This is a genomic window from Sinorhizobium sp. 7-81 (genome assembly GCF_030124405.1).
GTDB lineage: Bacteria > Pseudomonadota > Alphaproteobacteria > Rhizobiales > Rhizobiaceae > Sinorhizobium > Sinorhizobium psoraleae.
This window is the reverse complement of the sequence record NZ_JASKLT010000001.1, coordinates 568,741-584,165: the sequence shown is the minus strand read 5'-3', so window position 1 is coordinate 584,165 and position 15,425 is coordinate 568,741. Positions and strand designations below refer to the sequence as shown.

The following is a 15,425-nucleotide window of genomic DNA, read 5'->3' as shown; positions in this document are numbered from 1 at the left end:
TAACTTTCACGCAGGCTGGGCGACATCATGATGGTGCGCCGACAGGAAATGAACAATGATTGTTCTTGGAATAGGCGCCGCCATCACTGCATTCCTGACGATGACGGCAATTTCGATCGTCATCAATCTTGAACATAATCGATCAGTGAACCGGAACGCGGTTTTCTGATCCATTTGCTCAACACGACGACACTACTTCGCCTATACATTCTGTACGGGTAAACTTTAGGCGCCGACTGCACGCTGCACGTGCATAGCGGTGAGCGCGCGCCATTCTTCGGCATATCCCGCATAGTCACCCGGGGCGGTGTCTACGAAACGCTCCGCCCCGGTCCGGACACGAACGCCCTCCACCAGGCAGGCCGCACCAAGGCTGGTCCCTGTGGCGCTGTGGCTGTCGGCAAGGACTTGCCTGCCCGTGGCCGCGCCAAGCATGCGCAAATAGGCGGCGTTGGCAGCAAAGGGTCCTTCGACAACGATCTCTCCTTTTGCGCCGATCAAATCGAGACACGTCGCCGTCATCAGGGCGAGATGGAAGGAAACGACGGCCAGCCGCTCGGCTGGAGCAAGTGCCTCTTCTTCCGCCGTCCAGCGGGCACTGATCGATGGGAACGGCCCTGAGCCCACAGGCACCGACGGAAGAAGCATGTGGCGCGCAGCCAGAACTTCACGCTCCGCTTCGTGCGAAGGCGCGGGCGGGTCCTCGCCCACAAGCGTCGAGAAGGCGCGGCCGCCCATGAAGCGGGCCGAGGGCACCGGATCGCCAAGGGCGTTGACGTTGATCAGCGTGTCGCGTTTCTCATCGAGATCCATCCTGTCGCCCCCGACCGAGAGGATCACGACCCAGGTTCCGGTGGAGACGACCGAAAACGGCGCACTGCGTGTCAGCAGATGAGGCAGCAACGAGGCATTCGAATCGTGGATACCGCAATAGACCGGGAGGTTCGGCGGCATACCGGTTTGATCCGCCAGTTGCGGCCGTAATCCGCCGAGCACGTCGCTCGCCCTGCGCACCGGCGCGAAGAATTTCCGCCAGCCGAGCGCCTCGACCATTGAGGAGAACGCGGCGGCCTTCGGGTTCCAGAGGTCGGTGTGGCAGCCCAGCGACGTCAATTCGTTCGCTCTTATGCCGGTCAGCCGATAGGACCAATATTGCGCATAGGTCAGGATGGTCGCGACCTTCGCAAATTGTTCCGGGAACATGCGCTCTTGCCAGAAGAGCTGCGCGCCGACATTTAGGCCCATCGGCAGGCGCGCCGAACCGGTCTCGGAGAACGGCGCGCGAACCCGGTCGTAGTTCTCGGCCAGCGCGTCCGGCCCGGTGAATTCGTAATCCAGAACCGGCAGGGCGAGTTCGCCGGCGTCATCGAGCAGGACGGCGGTTGCCCCGTGTGTGGTAACCGAAATGGCGTCTACCGCGTGCTCACGATTGAGCGCGCCGAGACTATCGAGAATGAAGCGCCAAAGGCGATCGATATCAAAATGCGGGTAAACACCGTCATTGACCACGCCGTTGCCCGTCTTGCGCACGGCGATTTCCTCGAATCGCTCGAGATCGACCAACGCGACCTTGGCGTTCGTCTTGCCTATGTCGATGACAGCGACCGTGTTCATCGTCAGCTCAGATGGAAAACGGTCTTCAGCGGCACGGCAACGGGCTCGTTCTCCGCATGCGTTTCCATGATATCGGCCATGTAGGCCCACCACTTCCGCATGACCGGATGCGAGGGAAGCTCCGCCATCCCGTGCGTGTCGGTCCGCCAGAGCACGCCGAAGAGAAGGTTGGTCTCTTCATCGAGATGGATCGAATAGTCGGAGATTCCCGCCTCCTTGAGCAGGACGACCAGTTCGGGCCAGATCGCATCGTGGCGCGCCTTGTACTCGGCAGCCATGCCCGGATTGAGCCGCATGCGGAAGGCGTATTTCTCCATCGATAACCTCAACTCGCAAGACGGCGGCGGGCACGCTGCCAAAGGATCGGCAGGGCGATGACCGAGATCAGCAGCAGGCCGATGAAGATCGACATGACGATGCCGGGCACGTTCAGGAGGCCGAAGCCGAACGTCACCATGCCCATGATCAGTGCCGCCAGCACGACGCCGGGAATGGTGCCCGAGCCGCCCAGAATGTTGACGCCGCCGAGAACGACCATCGTTACCACTTCCAGCTCCCAGCCGAGTGCGATCGACGGGCGTGTCGAGCCGAGGCGGGAGGTGAGGCATATCGAGGCGAGACCCGCCATCAGCCCGGTGAGCAGGAAAAGAATGAACTTCACCCGCGCCACGCGCACGCCCGAAAAGAGCGCCGCCGTCTGGTTGTTGCCAATGGCGTAGACGGTGCGGCCGAAATTCGTCTTGTGCAGGAGCACACTGTAAATGACGGCAAGCAGCACGAAAAGCGTGAACTCGAAGGAGAAAACCCACCACACATAACCCTGCCCGAACCAGGCGAAGCTTTCCGGATAGCCGGTAAAGGCCTGGTCGCCGAGGACGATGAAGGAGAGCCCGCGAAACAGGCTCATCGTACCGATCGTCACCACGATCGACGGCAGCCCGAGCCCGGTGATGAGCAGCCCGTTGACCGTGCCGCAGATGACGCCGACGCCAAGACCGATCGCGACGAGCGCCTGCGTATCGACGCCCAATTGCACGGCATAGCCCATTGCCGTCGAGGCGAGCGCGATGATCGATGCGACCGAAAGATCGATCTCGCCGGAGATGATGACCAGAGCCATGGCGAAGGCGATCATCGCCTTCTCGGTGAAATTGAAGGTGGCGTCGGAGAGGTTCCACGGATCGAGGAAATAGGGCGAGGCCAGAGAATTGCCGAGAAAGATCGCGACCGCGACGGCAAGCAGCAGGCTTTCCCAGCTTTTCAGGATGCGAGCACCGCGGCCCTGCAGCCGGTCCGGAATGTTGCGGGGAGAAAGGTGAGCGTCCGTCATCAGACCGCCTCCGCTTTTCTAAGAATGACCCGGCCCTTGCGCTTTTCGGCACGGGCGTTGACGGCGACGGCGATTATGATGACCGTTCCGGAAATCGCCATTTGCGCAAAGGGCGAAATATTGATGACCGGCAGCGCGTTCTTGATCACGCCCAGGAACAGTGCGCCAAGCACGGCGCCTCCCACCGAACCGATGCCGCCGGCAATCGAAATGCCGCCGATGACGCAGGCCGCAATGATATCGAGCTCGAAGCCCGCGGCGATGTCGACATAGGCGACTGCATAGCGCGACACCCAGAGATAACCGGAAAGGCCAGCGAGCGTGCCCGAAAGGCAATAGGCGAAGAAGCGCGTGCGGCCGACATCGATGCCCGTATAGACGGCGGCGTGCGGATTGCCGCCGACGGCATAAAAGGCGCGCCCGAGCGGCGTGCGGCTCATCACCAGGTACATCAGTGTGATCATCAGGAGCGAGAGCCAGGACAGCACCGGCATGCCGGCGAGCTCAAGGCGCGGCAGCGCCTTGAAGGTATCACTCATCTCGTGAGCGTTGATCCATTTGCCGTCCGTCAGGAGGAAGATCAGGCCGCGATAAATCGTCAGCGTTCCGAGCGTAACGACGATCGGCGGGATGTTGAGTTTCCAGACGAGCGTTCCATTGATCATGCCGAGCAGGCCGCCGAGCGCCATTGCGGCAAGAATGACCAGGGGAATCGGCAGGCCGGGAAAGGCGGTGTTCAACATGGCCGCGACCATGCCGCTCAGCGCAAGATTGGCGGCCATCGACAGATCGATGCAGCGGGTGAGGATCACCGCCATCTGTCCGAGCGCCAGAATGATCAGAATTGAGGTGTCGTTATAGACGCGAGCAAAACTTGCCGGGCTTATGAAGGCGGGAAAGCGCAATGCGATCAAGGCGATGAGCGCGATGATGGCGACGACGAGCAGGATTTCGCGATTCTTCAAGAGCTTCGCCATCATGCGGCCCTACCGTTCGATTGCGCTTCGATGCCGGCAGCCGCGCGCACCAGCTTTTCAGCCGTCAACTCTGCACGCTCGAAGCGTCCAGCGATCCGCCCCTCGCGCATGACGATCACGCGATCCGACATGCCCATGATCTCGGGAATTTCCGAGGATACCATGATGACGCTCAGGCCTTCGGCCGCAAGTTCGCTCATGAAGGCGTGGACGGCGGCCTTGGAGCCGATATCGATGCCCTTGGTCGGTTCGTCGAGGATGATCACCTTCGGCCTGGTTGCGAGCCACTTGGCGATTACGACCTTCTGCTGGTTGCCGCCGGAAAGCGTGCCGACGTCCTGGTCGAGCGAGGCGGCGCGGAGGTCGAGCCGGGAGGTATAATCGCGTGCGAGCGCGAATTCGTTGGCGAGCTTCAAGAAGCCGGAGCGCGATGTTTGCGACAGCGATGGAAGCGTGATGTTTTGGAAAATCGGCATGCCGATGATCGCACCCTGCCGCCCGCGCTCTTCCGGCACATAAACGATGCCCGCGCGGATCGCCTCGGCCGGGCTGCGGATAACCAGCACCTGCCCGCCCAGCTTGACCGCGCCGGCCGACGGCCGGGTGATGCCGATCAGCGACTGCATGAATTCCGACCGCCCGGCGCCCACGAGGCCGTAGAAGCCGAGGATTTCGCCGCGCCTCAGTTCAAAATTGATGTCCTCGAATTCGGTCGGGTGGCGATAGCCGGAGACGGTCAGCACCGGCTCACCGATCTGGACCTCCTTCTTCGGATAGACGGAGCCGACGGCGCGGCCCACCATCATGCGCACGAGATCGTCCTGGCTAACGTCAGCGATCAAGCCCTCGCCGACCATCGTGCCGTCGCGGAAAACCGTATAGCGGTCTGCGATCCGGAAGATCTCGTCGAACTTGTGGCTGATGAAGAGGATGGCCTTGCCATCGGCTTTCAGCCGCTCGATCAGGGCGTAGAGCTCGTGGATTTCCTTGTGCGAAAGGGCGGCCGTCGGCTCGTCCATGATGACGACGCGCGCATCGACCGAGAGCGCACGGGCGATTGCCACCAAATGCTTCCTGGCGATGCCGAGGTCCCGCAGCCGGATCGTCGGATCGAAATCCGCGCCGGCGCGATGCAGCAAGGCCCGCGCATCGGCATTGAGCTTCTTCCAGTCGATGAAGCCGAAGCGATTGCGCGGCGCATGGCCGAGAAAGATGTTTTCGGCAACGGAGAGTTCGTCGAAAAGGACCGTCTCCTGATGGATTGCGGTCACACCGGCGCGGGCGGCGGCAAGCGCGGTCGGAAACGTCGTTTCCGCGTCCCCCACCCGAATTGCGCCTGCATCCGGCTGATAAATGCCGGTCAGGATCTTGACGAGGGTCGACTTCCCGGCACCGTTCTCGCCGACAAGCGCCGTCACCGAACCGGGATATAGCGCGAGCGAAACGTCCGAAAGGGCGCGCACGCCGGGAAAGGACTTTGATATGCCCTCGAGCGCGACGGCGGGCTTCATCCGCGATGTGGTTGTATCCTGAAGCAAGAGAAGGTCCACCAAATACAGTCGTTTTCAATTGGGGGGCGGTCGTTCGTTCAACCGCCTTCGCCGTGAGGCCTCGACAATGAGGTTGCCCCTCACCCTAACCCTCTCCCCGCTCGCGGGGAGAGGGGACTCCGCAGGCCGCCGGATACCTCAACGTTCGTGAGGGCGAGGCAGCGCGACTTGTTTCCTTCTCCCCGCCTGCGGGGAGAAGGTGGCCGGCAGGCCGGATGAGGGGCAATTGCCCCCGCCCGGCGCCGATCAAAAGATCTTCGCAAACTCTTCGACGTTCGAAGCATCATAGACGAATGGATCGGCCATGGCGCCTTCGTTGTTTTCGTCGAGTTTGACCGTGCCCATGCGGCCCATCTTCAGTTCCGCACCGGGCTTCGCTTCGGCGCCGTTGACGAGACCATAGGCGATCATCGTTGCCGAGTAGCCGAGGTCGATCGGGTTCCAGATCGCGAAGGATTTCGATGCGCCGGACTTCACGTGGCCCGCCATTTCGGAGGGCAGACCGAGACCGGTGACGTTGATCTGGCCGATCTTGCCGGCGTCGGTCACCGCCTGCGCCGCCGCAACGATGCCGACGGAGGTCGGCGCGATAATCGCCTTCAGGTTCGGATAGGACTGAATGAGGCCTTGTGTTTCGCGGTAGGACTTGTCGGCGAGGTCGTCGCCGTAGACCGTGGTGACGACATTGATGCCCTTGTAGTTGCCCTGGACCTTCTTCATTTCGGCGATCCAGGTGTTCTGGTTGGTCGCCGTCGCCGAGGCCGAGAGCACCGCGACGTCGCCGCCTTCAGGCAGGTTGTCGGCCGCAAGCTTGATGATCATGTTGCCGATGAGCGGGCTTGAGGACGGATTAAGGTGCATCAAGCGGCCTTCCTTGGCGACGCCCGAATCCCACGAGATGACCTTGATGCCCCGATCCATCGCCTTCTTGAGAGCCGGCACCAGCGCATCGGTGTCGTTGGCGGAAACGGCGATCGCATCCACCTTCTGGGCGATCAGCGAATTGATTACCTCTATCTGGCCTTCCGCAGTCGTCGAGGTCGGGCCGGTATAGATCACCTCGACATCGCCCAACTCCTTGGCGGCTTCCTGTGCACCCTTGTTGGCAGCTTCGAAGAATCCGATGCCGAGCGCCTTGACGACGAGCGCGATCTTCTTGTTTTCCGCGTGCGCGGCATTGGCCATGAGCGCCACCGCAACGGCGGCCGTGACCATCAATGATTTCATAAGCTTCATGACTTTCTCCTCCCTTTGGCCGCGCGCATTCAGTATGAATACATCGGTCCGGCCCCTATCTGCGACCTGCCCCGGCCATGCCCGGGATGCCGCAACGTCCCACTCCCTCTCCTCCGCCCGCATCAGGCGGACGATGAAGCACTTTCCGCGTCAACGACGGGCCTCGCCTTGGCGATGACCAGATTGACGCCCGCGCCTTCGAGCATTGCGGCATGCCTGTCCTCGATGCCCGAATCCGTGATCACAGTAGCGATGCGCTTGAGTCCGCAAAGAATGAGGCTCGAGCGCCTGTGAAATTTCGAGGAATCGACCAGCACGACCAATTCGTCGGCCTGATCGATCAGTTTCTGTTCGGCTTGGATCAAAAGCGGATCCGCCTCCATCAGCCCAAGAGGTCCGAGCCCCTGCGCCCCCATGAACATGCGGCGCGCATAGAAGTTGCGCGTCACGTCGTTGTCGAAGGGGCTCAATATGATGTTCTGCTCGCGGTAGATCGTGCCTCCCGAAAGCATCACGGTGTTCTTCGAATGCTTGAGCAGGTGTTCGGCGATCGGGAAGGAATTGGTGAAGACCTGCATTCGGCGGTTTGCAAGAAAATGCACCATCTGAAAGGTCGTGGTGCCGCCGTTGATGATGATCGGCTCTCCGTCCGCGCAAAGCGCCACCGCCTCCTTGGCGATCGCCTGCTTCTCGCGGGCATGCAGGCCCTCGTTGACGCTGAACGGCCGGCCGGCGAGGCCGACGAATTGGGGCGGATTGATCGCCTCGGCGCCACCGCGCACCCGGCGCAAGCGTTTCTGCACGTGAAGAGCGGCGATATCGCGCCGGATCGTCGCCTCGGAGCTGTCGGTCAACTCGACGAGTTCGGGCACTGTTACAACCGGCTTTTCCTGAACGGCCGACAGGATGACCCTATGTCTTTCTTTTTCGTGCATTCGCTCCTCCGATGGCTCGCATGCTTCCATCAGTCCCGAGCATTGTCAATCAGTATCGATCATGTTTTTTCATTGTGCAGCGCAATATGAACGATTTTGATCGTTTTTGATTGACATTCGCGCACCGACCGTGTGATCTGGTGCCAATCATGTCGCCACGGCCTCAGTGCCGGCGGATAGCTGACCGGGAGGAATTCAACATGCTCGACAAGCAACGGGGCGCACGCCTGGCCAATCTCTGGGACGAGGGCAAGGCAGCAGGAATGACCGAGCCGGAGAAGCTCCTCTACCGCTCGAATCTGCTTGGATCGGACAAGCGGATCACCAATTACGGCGGCGGCAATACCTCGGCCAAGGTCATGGAAAAGGATCCGCTGACGGGCGAAATGGTCGAGGTCCTCTGGGTCAAGGGATCCGGCGGCGACGTGGGCACCATCAAGCTCGACGGCTTCGCGACCCTTTACATGGACAAGCTCCGCGCCCTGAAGAGCATTTACCGGGGTGTCGAGTTCGAAGACGAGATGGTCGGCTACCTGCCGCATTGCACGTTCAATCTCAATCCGCGTGCCGCTTCGATCGACACACCGCTTCATGCCTATGTGCCAAAGACCCACGTCGATCACATGCATCCCGATGCGATCATCGCGATCGCCGCTTCCTCGAACAGCAAGGAACTGACGCAGAAAATCTTCGGCGACGACATCGGCTGGCTGCCGTGGAAGCGGCCGGGCTACGAACTCGGCCTGTGGCTCGAAAAATTCTGCCTCGAAAATCCGACGGCGCGCGGCGTTGTGCTCGAAAGCCACGGTCTTTTCACCTGGGGCGACACGGCCAAGGAAGCCTACGAGACCACGATCGAAATCATCAACCGCGCAATTGCCTGGTTCGAAACGGAAAACACGGCACCGGCATTCGGCGGGGCGGTAAAGCCGACGCTCGACGCCGCCGAGCGCGCCGTCGTCGCCAAGCGACTGATGCCGGTGATCCGCGGGCTCATCAGCGTGGAGGAGAAAAAGGTCGGACACTTCGACGACAGCCAGGCCGTCCTCGACTTCGTGACGTCCAAGAATCTCGAACCGCTGGCCGCTCTTGGAACAAGCTGCCCCGACCACTTCCTCAGGACGAAGATCCGCCCGCTGGTCGTCGATTTCGATCCGGCCAATCCCGATATCGACAAGACACTTGCCGGGCTTTCCGAGGCGATCGCCGCCTATCGCGCCGACTATGCCGCCTACTACGAACGCTGCAAGCGCGCCGACAGCCCGGCGATGCGCGACCCGAACGCCGTCGTCTATCTCGTCCCGGGCGTCGGAATGATCACCTTCGCCAAGGACAAGGCGACGGCCCGCATCTCCGGCGAATTCTACGTCAATGCAATCAATGTCATGCGTGGCGCCTCCGGCGTGTCGACCTATGTCGGTTTGCCCGAGCAGGAGGCCTTCGACATCGAATACTGGCTCCTGGAGGAAGCCAAGCTCCAGCGCATGCCGAAGCCGAAGAGCCTCGCCGGCCGCATCGCGCTCGTCACTGGCGGCGCCGGTGGCATCGGCAAGGCGACGGCCAACCGGCTGATGCAGGAAGGCGCCTGCGTCGTTCTCGCGGATATCGACCAAACGGCGCTCGAGGCGGCGCAAACCGAACTGGCTGGCCGCTACGGCAAGGACTTCGTCCGCGCGGTCAATATGAATGTAACGAGCGAAGCGGCGGTCGAAGCCGGTTTCGGTGACGCTCTGCTTGCCTTCGGCGGTCTCGACATCCTCGTCTCCAATGCCGGGCTCGCCTCGTCGGCGGCGATCGAGGATACGACCCTCGCCCTCTGGAACAAGAACATCGACATCCTCACGACGGGCTATTTCCTCGTCTCGCGTGAGGCTTTCCGCATCTTCCGCAACCAGAAGGCCGGCGGCAATGTCGTGTTCGTCGCCTCGAAGAACGGCCTTGCCGCCTCCCCCGGCGCGTCCGCCTACTGCACGGCGAAAGCGGCGGAGATCCATCTTGCCCGCTGCCTCGCGCTCGAAGGAGCGTCGGCGCAGATCCGTGTCAACGTCGTCAATCCGGACGCGGTGCTGCGCGGCTCCAAGATCTGGACCGGCGAATGGAAGGAGCAGCGCGCAGCCGCCTACAAGATGGACGTGGACGACCTGGAGGCCCACTATCGCGAACGGTCGATGCTGAAGCTCAGCGTCTTCCCGGAAGACATTGCCGAGGCGATCTACTTCCTCGCTTCCGATATGTCGGCAAAATCGACCGGCAACATCGTCAATGTCGACGCGGGCAATGCCCAGTCGTTCACGCGCTGATCCGGAGGCTGCCATGACCGAGATGATCAGCAAGGCCGTTGTCGAGGCGGAGAATGCGAGCCGTAGGGACGCGCTCAACCGAGACTATGAAAGCCTCGGCGAAAGGCTTGCCCGCCGCGGCATCGCGATCGACTCTATCAAGGAAAAGGTTGCCGCCTATCGCATTGCCGTTCCCTCCTGGGGCGTTGGCACCGGCGGAACGCGTTTCGCGCGCTTTCCCGGCCCGGGCGAACCGCGCAACATCTTCGACAAGCTCGAGGACTGCGGCGTTATCCATGCGTTGACGCGGGCGACGCCGACCGTTTCGCTGCATATTCCATGGGACAAGGTTTCCGATCTCAAGGCATTGAAGGAGAAGGGCGCCGCGCTGGGCTTAGGCTTCGACGCGATGAATTCCAACACCTTCTCCGATGCGCCAGGGCAGGCGCATTCCTACAAATTCGGCTCGCTCTCCCATAGCGACGCGGCGACGCGACGCCAGGCGGTCGAGCACAATCTCGAATGCATCGAGATCGGCAAGGCACTCGGCTCGAAGGCGCTGACGGTCTGGATCGGCGACGGCTCCAACTTTCCGGGACAAAGCAATTTCACCAAGGCGTTCGAACGCTATCTCGACGCGATGAAGGCGGTCTATGCGGCGCTTCCGGACGACTGGCGCGTCTTCACCGAACACAAGATGTACGAGCCGGCTTTCTACTCGACCGTGGTGCAGGATTGGGGCACGAATTACCTGATCGCGCAGGAGCTCGGCCCCAAAGCCTTCTGCCTCGTCGACCTCGGACACCACGCACCGAACGTCAATATCGAGATGATCGTCGCCAGGCTGATCCAGTTCAGGAAGCTCGGCGGCTTCCATTTCAACGACTCCAAATACGGCGACGACGATCTCGATACCGGGTCGATCGATCCTTACCGCCTGTTTCTCGTCTTCAACGAGCTCGTCGATGCCGAAGTGCGGGGTGCCGACGGCTTCAATCCCGCGCATATGCTCGACCAGAGCCATAACGTGACTGACCCGATCGAAAGCCTGATGACGAGCGCGATGGAAGTCTGCCGCGCCTATGCCCAGGCCCTTCTCGTCGATCGTAAGGCGCTCAACGACTACCAGCATGGCAACGACGCGCTGATGGCGTCTGAAACGCTCAAGGCCGCTTTCCGGACGGACGTCGAGCCGATCCTCGCCATGGCCCGCCTCGAGCATGGTGGCGCGATCGCGCCGGTCCCGACCTACCGCGCGAGCGGCTATCGCGCCAGGGTGGCGGGCGAACGGCCGGCGGTCGCCAGCGGTGGCGGCGGCATCGTCTAATCAACAGAGGAGCGGCCGGTGCGGCCGCTCCCGATCTCCATCGTGGAACCGTATTCTTAGCGGCCGCGCGAAATCGGTGCAAAATCGTCGCGCGATAAAATTGCCCCCTATCTGATTTCAAATCCTGATCTATCTTTTCCTTATGGATCCAACGGAGAGGAGCGATGCATGGGTATAGAAAGCCTACTGGTGTTCCTGGTTGTCGGGGCTGTTGCCGGCTGGCTTGCCGGTCTGATCGTCAGCGGCTTCGGTTTTGGCCTGATCGGCAACATCGTGGTCGGTATCCTCGGGGCCTTCATCGCCGGCTTTCTCTTTCCCGCAATCGGCATCAGCCTGGGCAGCGGCATTCTTTCCGCGATCATTCACTCGACGATCGGCGCGATCATCCTTCTGGTGCTGATCCGCATCGTCAAACAGGCATAAGCCCGCTGAAGAAACATCTGCGATCCGCGCCGACAACGCGGACCGCCTCTCGCAAGAAACAAGCGGAGGCAACTATGACTGAACTCTACGCCGCAAAGATCGAGACGGCGCTCAAATCCTTCATCACCGACCATCGAGGCATGCTGACGCGAGAACAGGCGATCTCGACAATTCTCGAGAACTGGTTCGCGAGCCACGGCTATCTGCCGCCGCAGCAGGAGGGTCGCCGCCCCGAAGATCTTGACGCTTCGAACGACGATTGAAACATTGCTGTCTACAGCAGGCGCCACGCTGCAGTCCCGGCCTTGTCGGCGCAGCTTTGTTCTCGACAACCTATTCTCGGTATAGATCGCACCTATGAGTCTTGCTTCCGTCAAACAGTTCTTTTCCGAACACGCTCCCGATATCGATGTCATCGAACTTGCACAGAGCACCGCCACCGTGGAGCTCGCCGCCAAGGGCCACGGCGTCGAACCGGCGCAGATTGCCAAGACATTGGCACTCAAGGTCGGGGACGACGTGATCCTGATCGTCACACGCGGCGACGCCCGGCTCGACAACAAGAAGTACAAGGCACGCTTTGGAACGAAGGCACGCATGCTCGGCTTCGACGAGGTAGAAGCCGAGACGGGCCATCCGGTTGGCGGCGTCTGCCCGTTCGGCCTTGCCAAGCCGCACAATATCTATTGCGATGAGTCGCTGAAGGCCTACGACGTCGTCGTTCCCGCCGCCGGCGCGACCAACGCCGCCGTCCATATCAGCCCTGAACGCATCGCGAAGTTGACCGGAGCGGAATGGGTCGATGTTTCGGCAACCTGACGATTCTGTCTGGAATATCCCTGACGAGGCACGCAAAATACGCCCACCGGTCGGCGCGAGCGTCCACTCGGGGCCGAAAGCTTAAAGAACGGCAATGAGGAACATCAGCGAGCCGAGCGAAAGCGCGGCCATGATGCTCATCAACACTTTCATCATGTGTTCGGTCATTTCGTACATCCCAGCCTTATCCCCCAGATGAACGAACGTGATGCCGGCAGACCGGCGAAACGAAGCGTCCGGCGCCAGCCCCGACTCGATCGACACTTTCGACCAGTCCGATACGTCGAGCCGGCGTGCTTATCGGACATCGACAATTTTCTGACAAAACGGTTAATAAATCATCATATCAATGGGGATTAGCCCGCTTCCGGTGAAGACGGCACCGACGAGAACATCGCTGCCAGCCAACTCGGGGACGCGGGCGATCTACCTATAACTCGTGGCGCTTGGTATTATGCCCTCGCCGCGGTTGCATACGGCCCTCGCCGCCAACAGGAATGGATCGCATCGCATTGGAAACGACTCTTACAAAAGCAAAGACCGCCGCGAGAAGACATGCCGTCGGTCAAGGGGTGCTTCGCGTCGGGTTCATTCTTGGACGGAGCTTTACGCTCAGCGCCTTTTCCCTGTTCGCCGATGCCTTGAGACTGGGAAGCGATATCGAGGACAAGTCGGGGCGCGTGAACTGCGACTGGGAGGTGCTCGGCAGCACGAGAAACTTCGTTATGTCCAGTTGCGGCATACAGGTCGCGCCCACGGCGTCGCTTCGCCCGCCGACGGAATTCAGCTACATCGCCGTCGTTGGCGGTCGGCTAAATGTCGAAGAACCGATCGATCGGGAAACGGTCAACTACCTTCACCAGGCGGTACGGGCGGGTGTACCGATCATCGGCGTGTGCACGGGAAGCTTCATCCTGGCCGAGGCGGGTGTGCTGGATGGACATGCCGCCTGCGTCAGCTGGCTCCATCACAATGAATTCCGATCGCGCTTCCCCGAAATCAATGTCACATCCAAGCGTATTTTCGTCGAGGACGGCAATGTGATCACCTGCGCCGGCGGCAGTAGCGTGGCCGACCTCGCCACCTACCTGATCCGCAGACATGTCGGCGAGGAGGCAGAGCGCAATGCGCTCGAAATCATGCAGATCACGCGCCGCAGAGACGCCACCGAAATGCAGACGCGCAATCCGCTCGGCGCGGTCACCGTGCAGGACAGACGGATCAGTCTCGCGCTGATGGTGATGGAACAGCATCTTGAGGACATCATCGGCATAGACGACGTGGCGAACGCGCTCGGCATATCGCGCAGGCAACTCGAACGCCTGTTTCAGAACGAGTTGGGCGCCACTCCGGTTTCGGTCTATCTCAAGCTTCGCCTCGATGCAGCGATGCGACTGGTTGCATCCACCGAAAAGCCCTTGATCGACATTGCCTTGGAAACCGGCTTTGAAAACGTGTCTCACTTCATCCGGAAATTCAGGGAGGCGTTTTCTCTCACCCCTGGCGCGGCGCGCAAGCAGCTTGCAGCGGCGAGGCGCCCAGCCACTGACGCCTGAGTGCTTCTGATCTCTGAAACTGCGCTCCGCAGGACAGCCGTTACACACACCTTTCCTGAAATTGCGTTAGATCATTGCACCGTTTCATTGAAACAGTGCAATGATCTGACACTTTTGAAACTGCGCAATTCCGACGGAAAACCGCTACACACTTTTCCTGGAATTGGCCTAGCCGAAAAGCAAAAGGACGGCACCGATTGCCATCAGAGCCATACCGGGCCAGTTCCGCGCCAAGCCGAGAAAGCCTAAGCCCTGCCGCGCGGGCTCCAGTGTCGGTCCGGTTCCGCTCTGTGTAGCGCGCGACGGACCGCTCAGGCGCCGGCGGCCGAGTGCTTCCCGCACCATGAGAAGCAAGCCGCAGACAATCAGAAACACGCCGACCAGAACTGTCCACACGTGGGTCTCCTCCGGCGTTGCTCTTCACGCTACAGCGCCAGCCGTCGCGATCAGACGCGAAAGTTCGCTATAGCATTTGGAGATTCAGCATGAATCCTTAAACCGGTTCCGATTTAAGCAATCGTGCTCGTATTTGCGCCCCAGATTTACCGGTCAGCGGACGCGGCTGTGATGCCGAATGATGTTCATCTGCAGTTCGTGACTTGATGCATACCTGCCGAGCACTTTGATCAAGCGCTTTTCCTCGGATTTCTGTATGCCGGTACGCCTGCAATATTCCGCCACGTCCCAAACATGCTTGGCACGAAACTTATCGAGCGTTCTCATATCGGCATGTGTCATCCTGCGCCCTCCCGGAGTTCCTTGAAAGAACGCCGGCGGCGAGGTTTGGTTCCACTTTGCAGGGAAACTTGTGTCGATGCAGCAGGAGACCGAACGTCGAGAAACTGAGCGGCCGTTGTGCGGAAGCGAAGGCAGCGGAACACCACAGCTTACGCGCTGAAAATTCAAGGCGGGAAATCGTTATTGGAAAATGGTGCCCGGAGGCGGATTTGAACCACCGACACGCGGATTTTCAATCCGCTGCTCTACCAACTGAGCTATCCGGGCATCCTGCCTTGACGGCAGCGGCTCCTCTCAGAGCCATCGGGGCGATGTGTTCGCCCCGGAAGCGAGCGGGGTTATAACATCTTGTTCGGCCGTGTCCAGCGCCAAATGACTCTTTTTTGAAAGGAATTTGGCGCGCAGTGGAAAAGGCCGAAAAGTTGAGGCTATTCAGCAGGATCGCGCCGGGACAGCAACGATTTCGGCGCGCTCCAAGCAGGAATCTCCAGGTCCGGCTTCCACTGCATGTTTCCTTGAATCGTAGCCGATTCAAGGAAAAAACATGCAGCAATTCAAAGTGCTACAGCGCCTGAGTAGACGCGCGGCGCTGGAGTACGGATATGCGTGAGGCAGCGGAAAGCGAGGCAGTGAGCGGACGC

The 15,425-nt window shown here is 60.7% G+C and carries 15 protein-coding genes and 1 tRNA gene; 6 read left to right on the top strand and 10 right to left on the bottom strand.

Annotated elements, in window-relative coordinates:
- Positions 1 to 225: 225 nt before the first annotated feature.
- The 7 genes from QN224_RS02810 to QN224_RS02780 all read right to left on the bottom strand — a co-directional run bounded on the left by QN224_RS02810 (position 226) and on the right by QN224_RS02780 (position 7,642).
- Complete coding sequence (locus tag QN224_RS02810; protein WP_283976083.1) at positions 226 to 1,620, bottom strand: FGGY-family carbohydrate kinase; 1,395 nt, start codon at positions 1,618 to 1,620, stop codon at positions 226 to 228.
- Positions 1,617 to 1,931, bottom strand: a complete 315-nt coding sequence (rhaM, locus tag QN224_RS02805; RefSeq protein ID WP_283975459.1) for an L-rhamnose mutarotase — start codon at positions 1,929 to 1,931, stop codon at positions 1,617 to 1,619. The genes QN224_RS02810 and rhaM overlap by 4 nt, the downstream gene beginning before the upstream one ends.
- A gap of 8 nt (positions 1,932 to 1,939) precedes the next feature.
- Positions 1,940 to 2,944 carry an ABC transporter permease gene (locus QN224_RS02800; RefSeq protein ID WP_283975458.1) on the bottom strand — a complete coding sequence of 335 codons (1,005 nt, stop codon included), beginning with the start codon at positions 2,942 to 2,944 and terminating at the stop codon, positions 1,940 to 1,942.
- Positions 2,944 to 3,924, bottom strand: coding sequence for an ABC transporter permease (locus QN224_RS02795; RefSeq protein WP_283975457.1), 981 nt, complete (start codon positions 3,922 to 3,924; stop codon positions 2,944 to 2,946). The genes QN224_RS02800 and QN224_RS02795 overlap by 1 nt, the downstream gene beginning before the upstream one ends.
- Positions 3,921 to 5,432, bottom strand: a complete 1,512-nt coding sequence (locus QN224_RS02790; protein WP_283975456.1) for a sugar ABC transporter ATP-binding protein — start codon at positions 5,430 to 5,432, stop codon at positions 3,921 to 3,923. The genes QN224_RS02795 and QN224_RS02790 overlap by 4 nt, the downstream gene beginning before the upstream one ends.
- 285 nt (positions 5,433 to 5,717) lie before the next feature.
- The gene (gene rhaS / locus QN224_RS02785) at positions 5,718 to 6,707 is read right to left on the bottom strand and encodes a rhamnose ABC transporter substrate-binding protein (protein WP_269278212.1); all 990 of its coding nucleotides are present in this window, start codon (positions 6,705 to 6,707) and stop codon (positions 5,718 to 5,720) included.
- Positions 6,708 to 6,829: 122 nt separating this feature from the next.
- On the bottom strand, positions 6,830 to 7,642 hold the full coding sequence (locus tag QN224_RS02780; RefSeq protein WP_173510929.1) for a DeoR/GlpR family DNA-binding transcription regulator: 813 nt from the start codon (positions 7,640 to 7,642) through the stop codon (positions 6,830 to 6,832).
- A 200-nt stretch (positions 7,643 to 7,842) separates the two neighbouring features.
- Between QN224_RS02780 and QN224_RS02775 the strand changes: the two genes are divergently transcribed.
- From QN224_RS02775 to QN224_RS02750, 6 genes are all read left to right on the top strand, one after another.
- Positions 7,843 to 9,942, top strand: a complete 2,100-nt coding sequence (locus tag QN224_RS02775; protein WP_283975455.1) for a bifunctional rhamnulose-1-phosphate aldolase/short-chain dehydrogenase — start codon at positions 7,843 to 7,845, stop codon at positions 9,940 to 9,942.
- Between the two features lie 13 nt (positions 9,943 to 9,955).
- Positions 9,956 to 11,248: an L-rhamnose catabolism isomerase gene (gene rhaI, locus QN224_RS02770; protein WP_283975454.1), complete on the top strand. Its 1,293-nt coding sequence runs from the start codon at positions 9,956 to 9,958 to the stop codon at positions 11,246 to 11,248.
- Positions 11,249 to 11,416: 168 nt separating this feature from the next.
- Positions 11,417 to 11,671 (top strand): GlsB/YeaQ/YmgE family stress response membrane protein, encoded by a 255-nt coding sequence (locus QN224_RS02765; RefSeq protein ID WP_283975453.1) that lies wholly within the window; start codon positions 11,417 to 11,419, stop codon positions 11,669 to 11,671.
- Positions 11,672 to 11,745: 74 nt separating this feature from the next.
- Positions 11,746 to 11,934: a hypothetical protein gene (locus tag QN224_RS02760; RefSeq protein ID WP_173510933.1), complete on the top strand. Its 189-nt coding sequence runs from the start codon at positions 11,746 to 11,748 to the stop codon at positions 11,932 to 11,934.
- A 94-nt stretch (positions 11,935 to 12,028) separates the two neighbouring features.
- Positions 12,029 to 12,490 (top strand): YbaK/EbsC family protein, encoded by a 462-nt coding sequence (locus QN224_RS02755; RefSeq protein ID WP_173510934.1) that lies wholly within the window; start codon positions 12,029 to 12,031, stop codon positions 12,488 to 12,490.
- Positions 12,491 to 13,002: 512 nt separating this feature from the next.
- Complete coding sequence (locus tag QN224_RS02750; protein ID WP_283975452.1) at positions 13,003 to 14,046, top strand: GlxA family transcriptional regulator; 1,044 nt, start codon at positions 13,003 to 13,005, stop codon at positions 14,044 to 14,046.
- A gap of 168 nt (positions 14,047 to 14,214) precedes the next feature.
- Here QN224_RS02750 and QN224_RS02745 read toward each other — a convergent pair whose 3' ends face one another.
- The 3 genes from QN224_RS02745 to QN224_RS02735 form a co-directional block, all read right to left on the bottom strand.
- The gene (locus tag QN224_RS02745; RefSeq protein WP_173510936.1) at positions 14,215 to 14,442 is read right to left on the bottom strand and encodes a hypothetical protein; all 228 of its coding nucleotides are present in this window, start codon (positions 14,440 to 14,442) and stop codon (positions 14,215 to 14,217) included.
- Positions 14,443 to 14,595: 153 nt separating this feature from the next.
- On the bottom strand, positions 14,596 to 14,784 hold the full coding sequence (locus QN224_RS02740; RefSeq protein ID WP_246299597.1) for a hypothetical protein: 189 nt from the start codon (positions 14,782 to 14,784) through the stop codon (positions 14,596 to 14,598).
- A gap of 191 nt (positions 14,785 to 14,975) precedes the next feature.
- A tRNA-Phe gene (locus QN224_RS02735) sits at positions 14,976 to 15,051 on the bottom strand.
- Positions 15,052 to 15,425 lie beyond the last annotated feature (374 nt).

What these genes read in the sequence shown, in the direction of transcription:
- QN224_RS02765 (WP_283975453.1), top strand. Translation starts at nt 11,417, where the DNA reads ATGGGTATAGAAAGCCTACTGGTGTTCCTGGTTGTCGGGGCTGTTGCC.
- QN224_RS02760 (WP_173510933.1), top strand. Translation starts at nt 11,746, where the DNA reads ATGACTGAACTCTACGCCGCAAAGATCGAGACGGCGCTCAAATCCTTC.
- QN224_RS02740 (WP_246299597.1), bottom strand. Translation starts at nt 14,784, where the DNA reads ATGACACATGCCGATATGAGAACGCTCGATAAGTTTCGTGCCAAGCAT.
- QN224_RS02775 (WP_283975455.1), top strand. Translation starts at nt 7,843, where the DNA reads ATGCTCGACAAGCAACGGGGCGCACGCCTGGCCAATCTCTGGGACGAG.
- rhaM (WP_283975459.1), bottom strand. Translation starts at nt 1,931, where the DNA reads ATGGAGAAATACGCCTTCCGCATGCGGCTCAATCCGGGCATGGCTGCC.
- rhaS (WP_269278212.1), bottom strand. Translation starts at nt 6,707, where the DNA reads ATGAAGCTTATGAAATCATTGATGGTCACGGCCGCCGTTGCGGTGGCG.
- QN224_RS02780 (WP_173510929.1), bottom strand. Translation starts at nt 7,642, where the DNA reads ATGCACGAAAAAGAAAGACATAGGGTCATCCTGTCGGCCGTTCAGGAA.
- QN224_RS02800 (WP_283975458.1), bottom strand. Translation starts at nt 2,944, where the DNA reads ATGACGGACGCTCACCTTTCTCCCCGCAACATTCCGGACCGGCTGCAG.
- QN224_RS02790 (WP_283975456.1), bottom strand. Translation starts at nt 5,432, where the DNA reads ATGAAGCCCGCCGTCGCGCTCGAGGGCATATCAAAGTCCTTTCCCGGC.
- rhaI (WP_283975454.1), top strand. Translation starts at nt 9,956, where the DNA reads ATGACCGAGATGATCAGCAAGGCCGTTGTCGAGGCGGAGAATGCGAGC.
- QN224_RS02755 (WP_173510934.1), top strand. Translation starts at nt 12,029, where the DNA reads ATGAGTCTTGCTTCCGTCAAACAGTTCTTTTCCGAACACGCTCCCGAT.
- QN224_RS02795 (WP_283975457.1), bottom strand. Translation starts at nt 3,924, where the DNA reads ATGATGGCGAAGCTCTTGAAGAATCGCGAAATCCTGCTCGTCGTCGCC.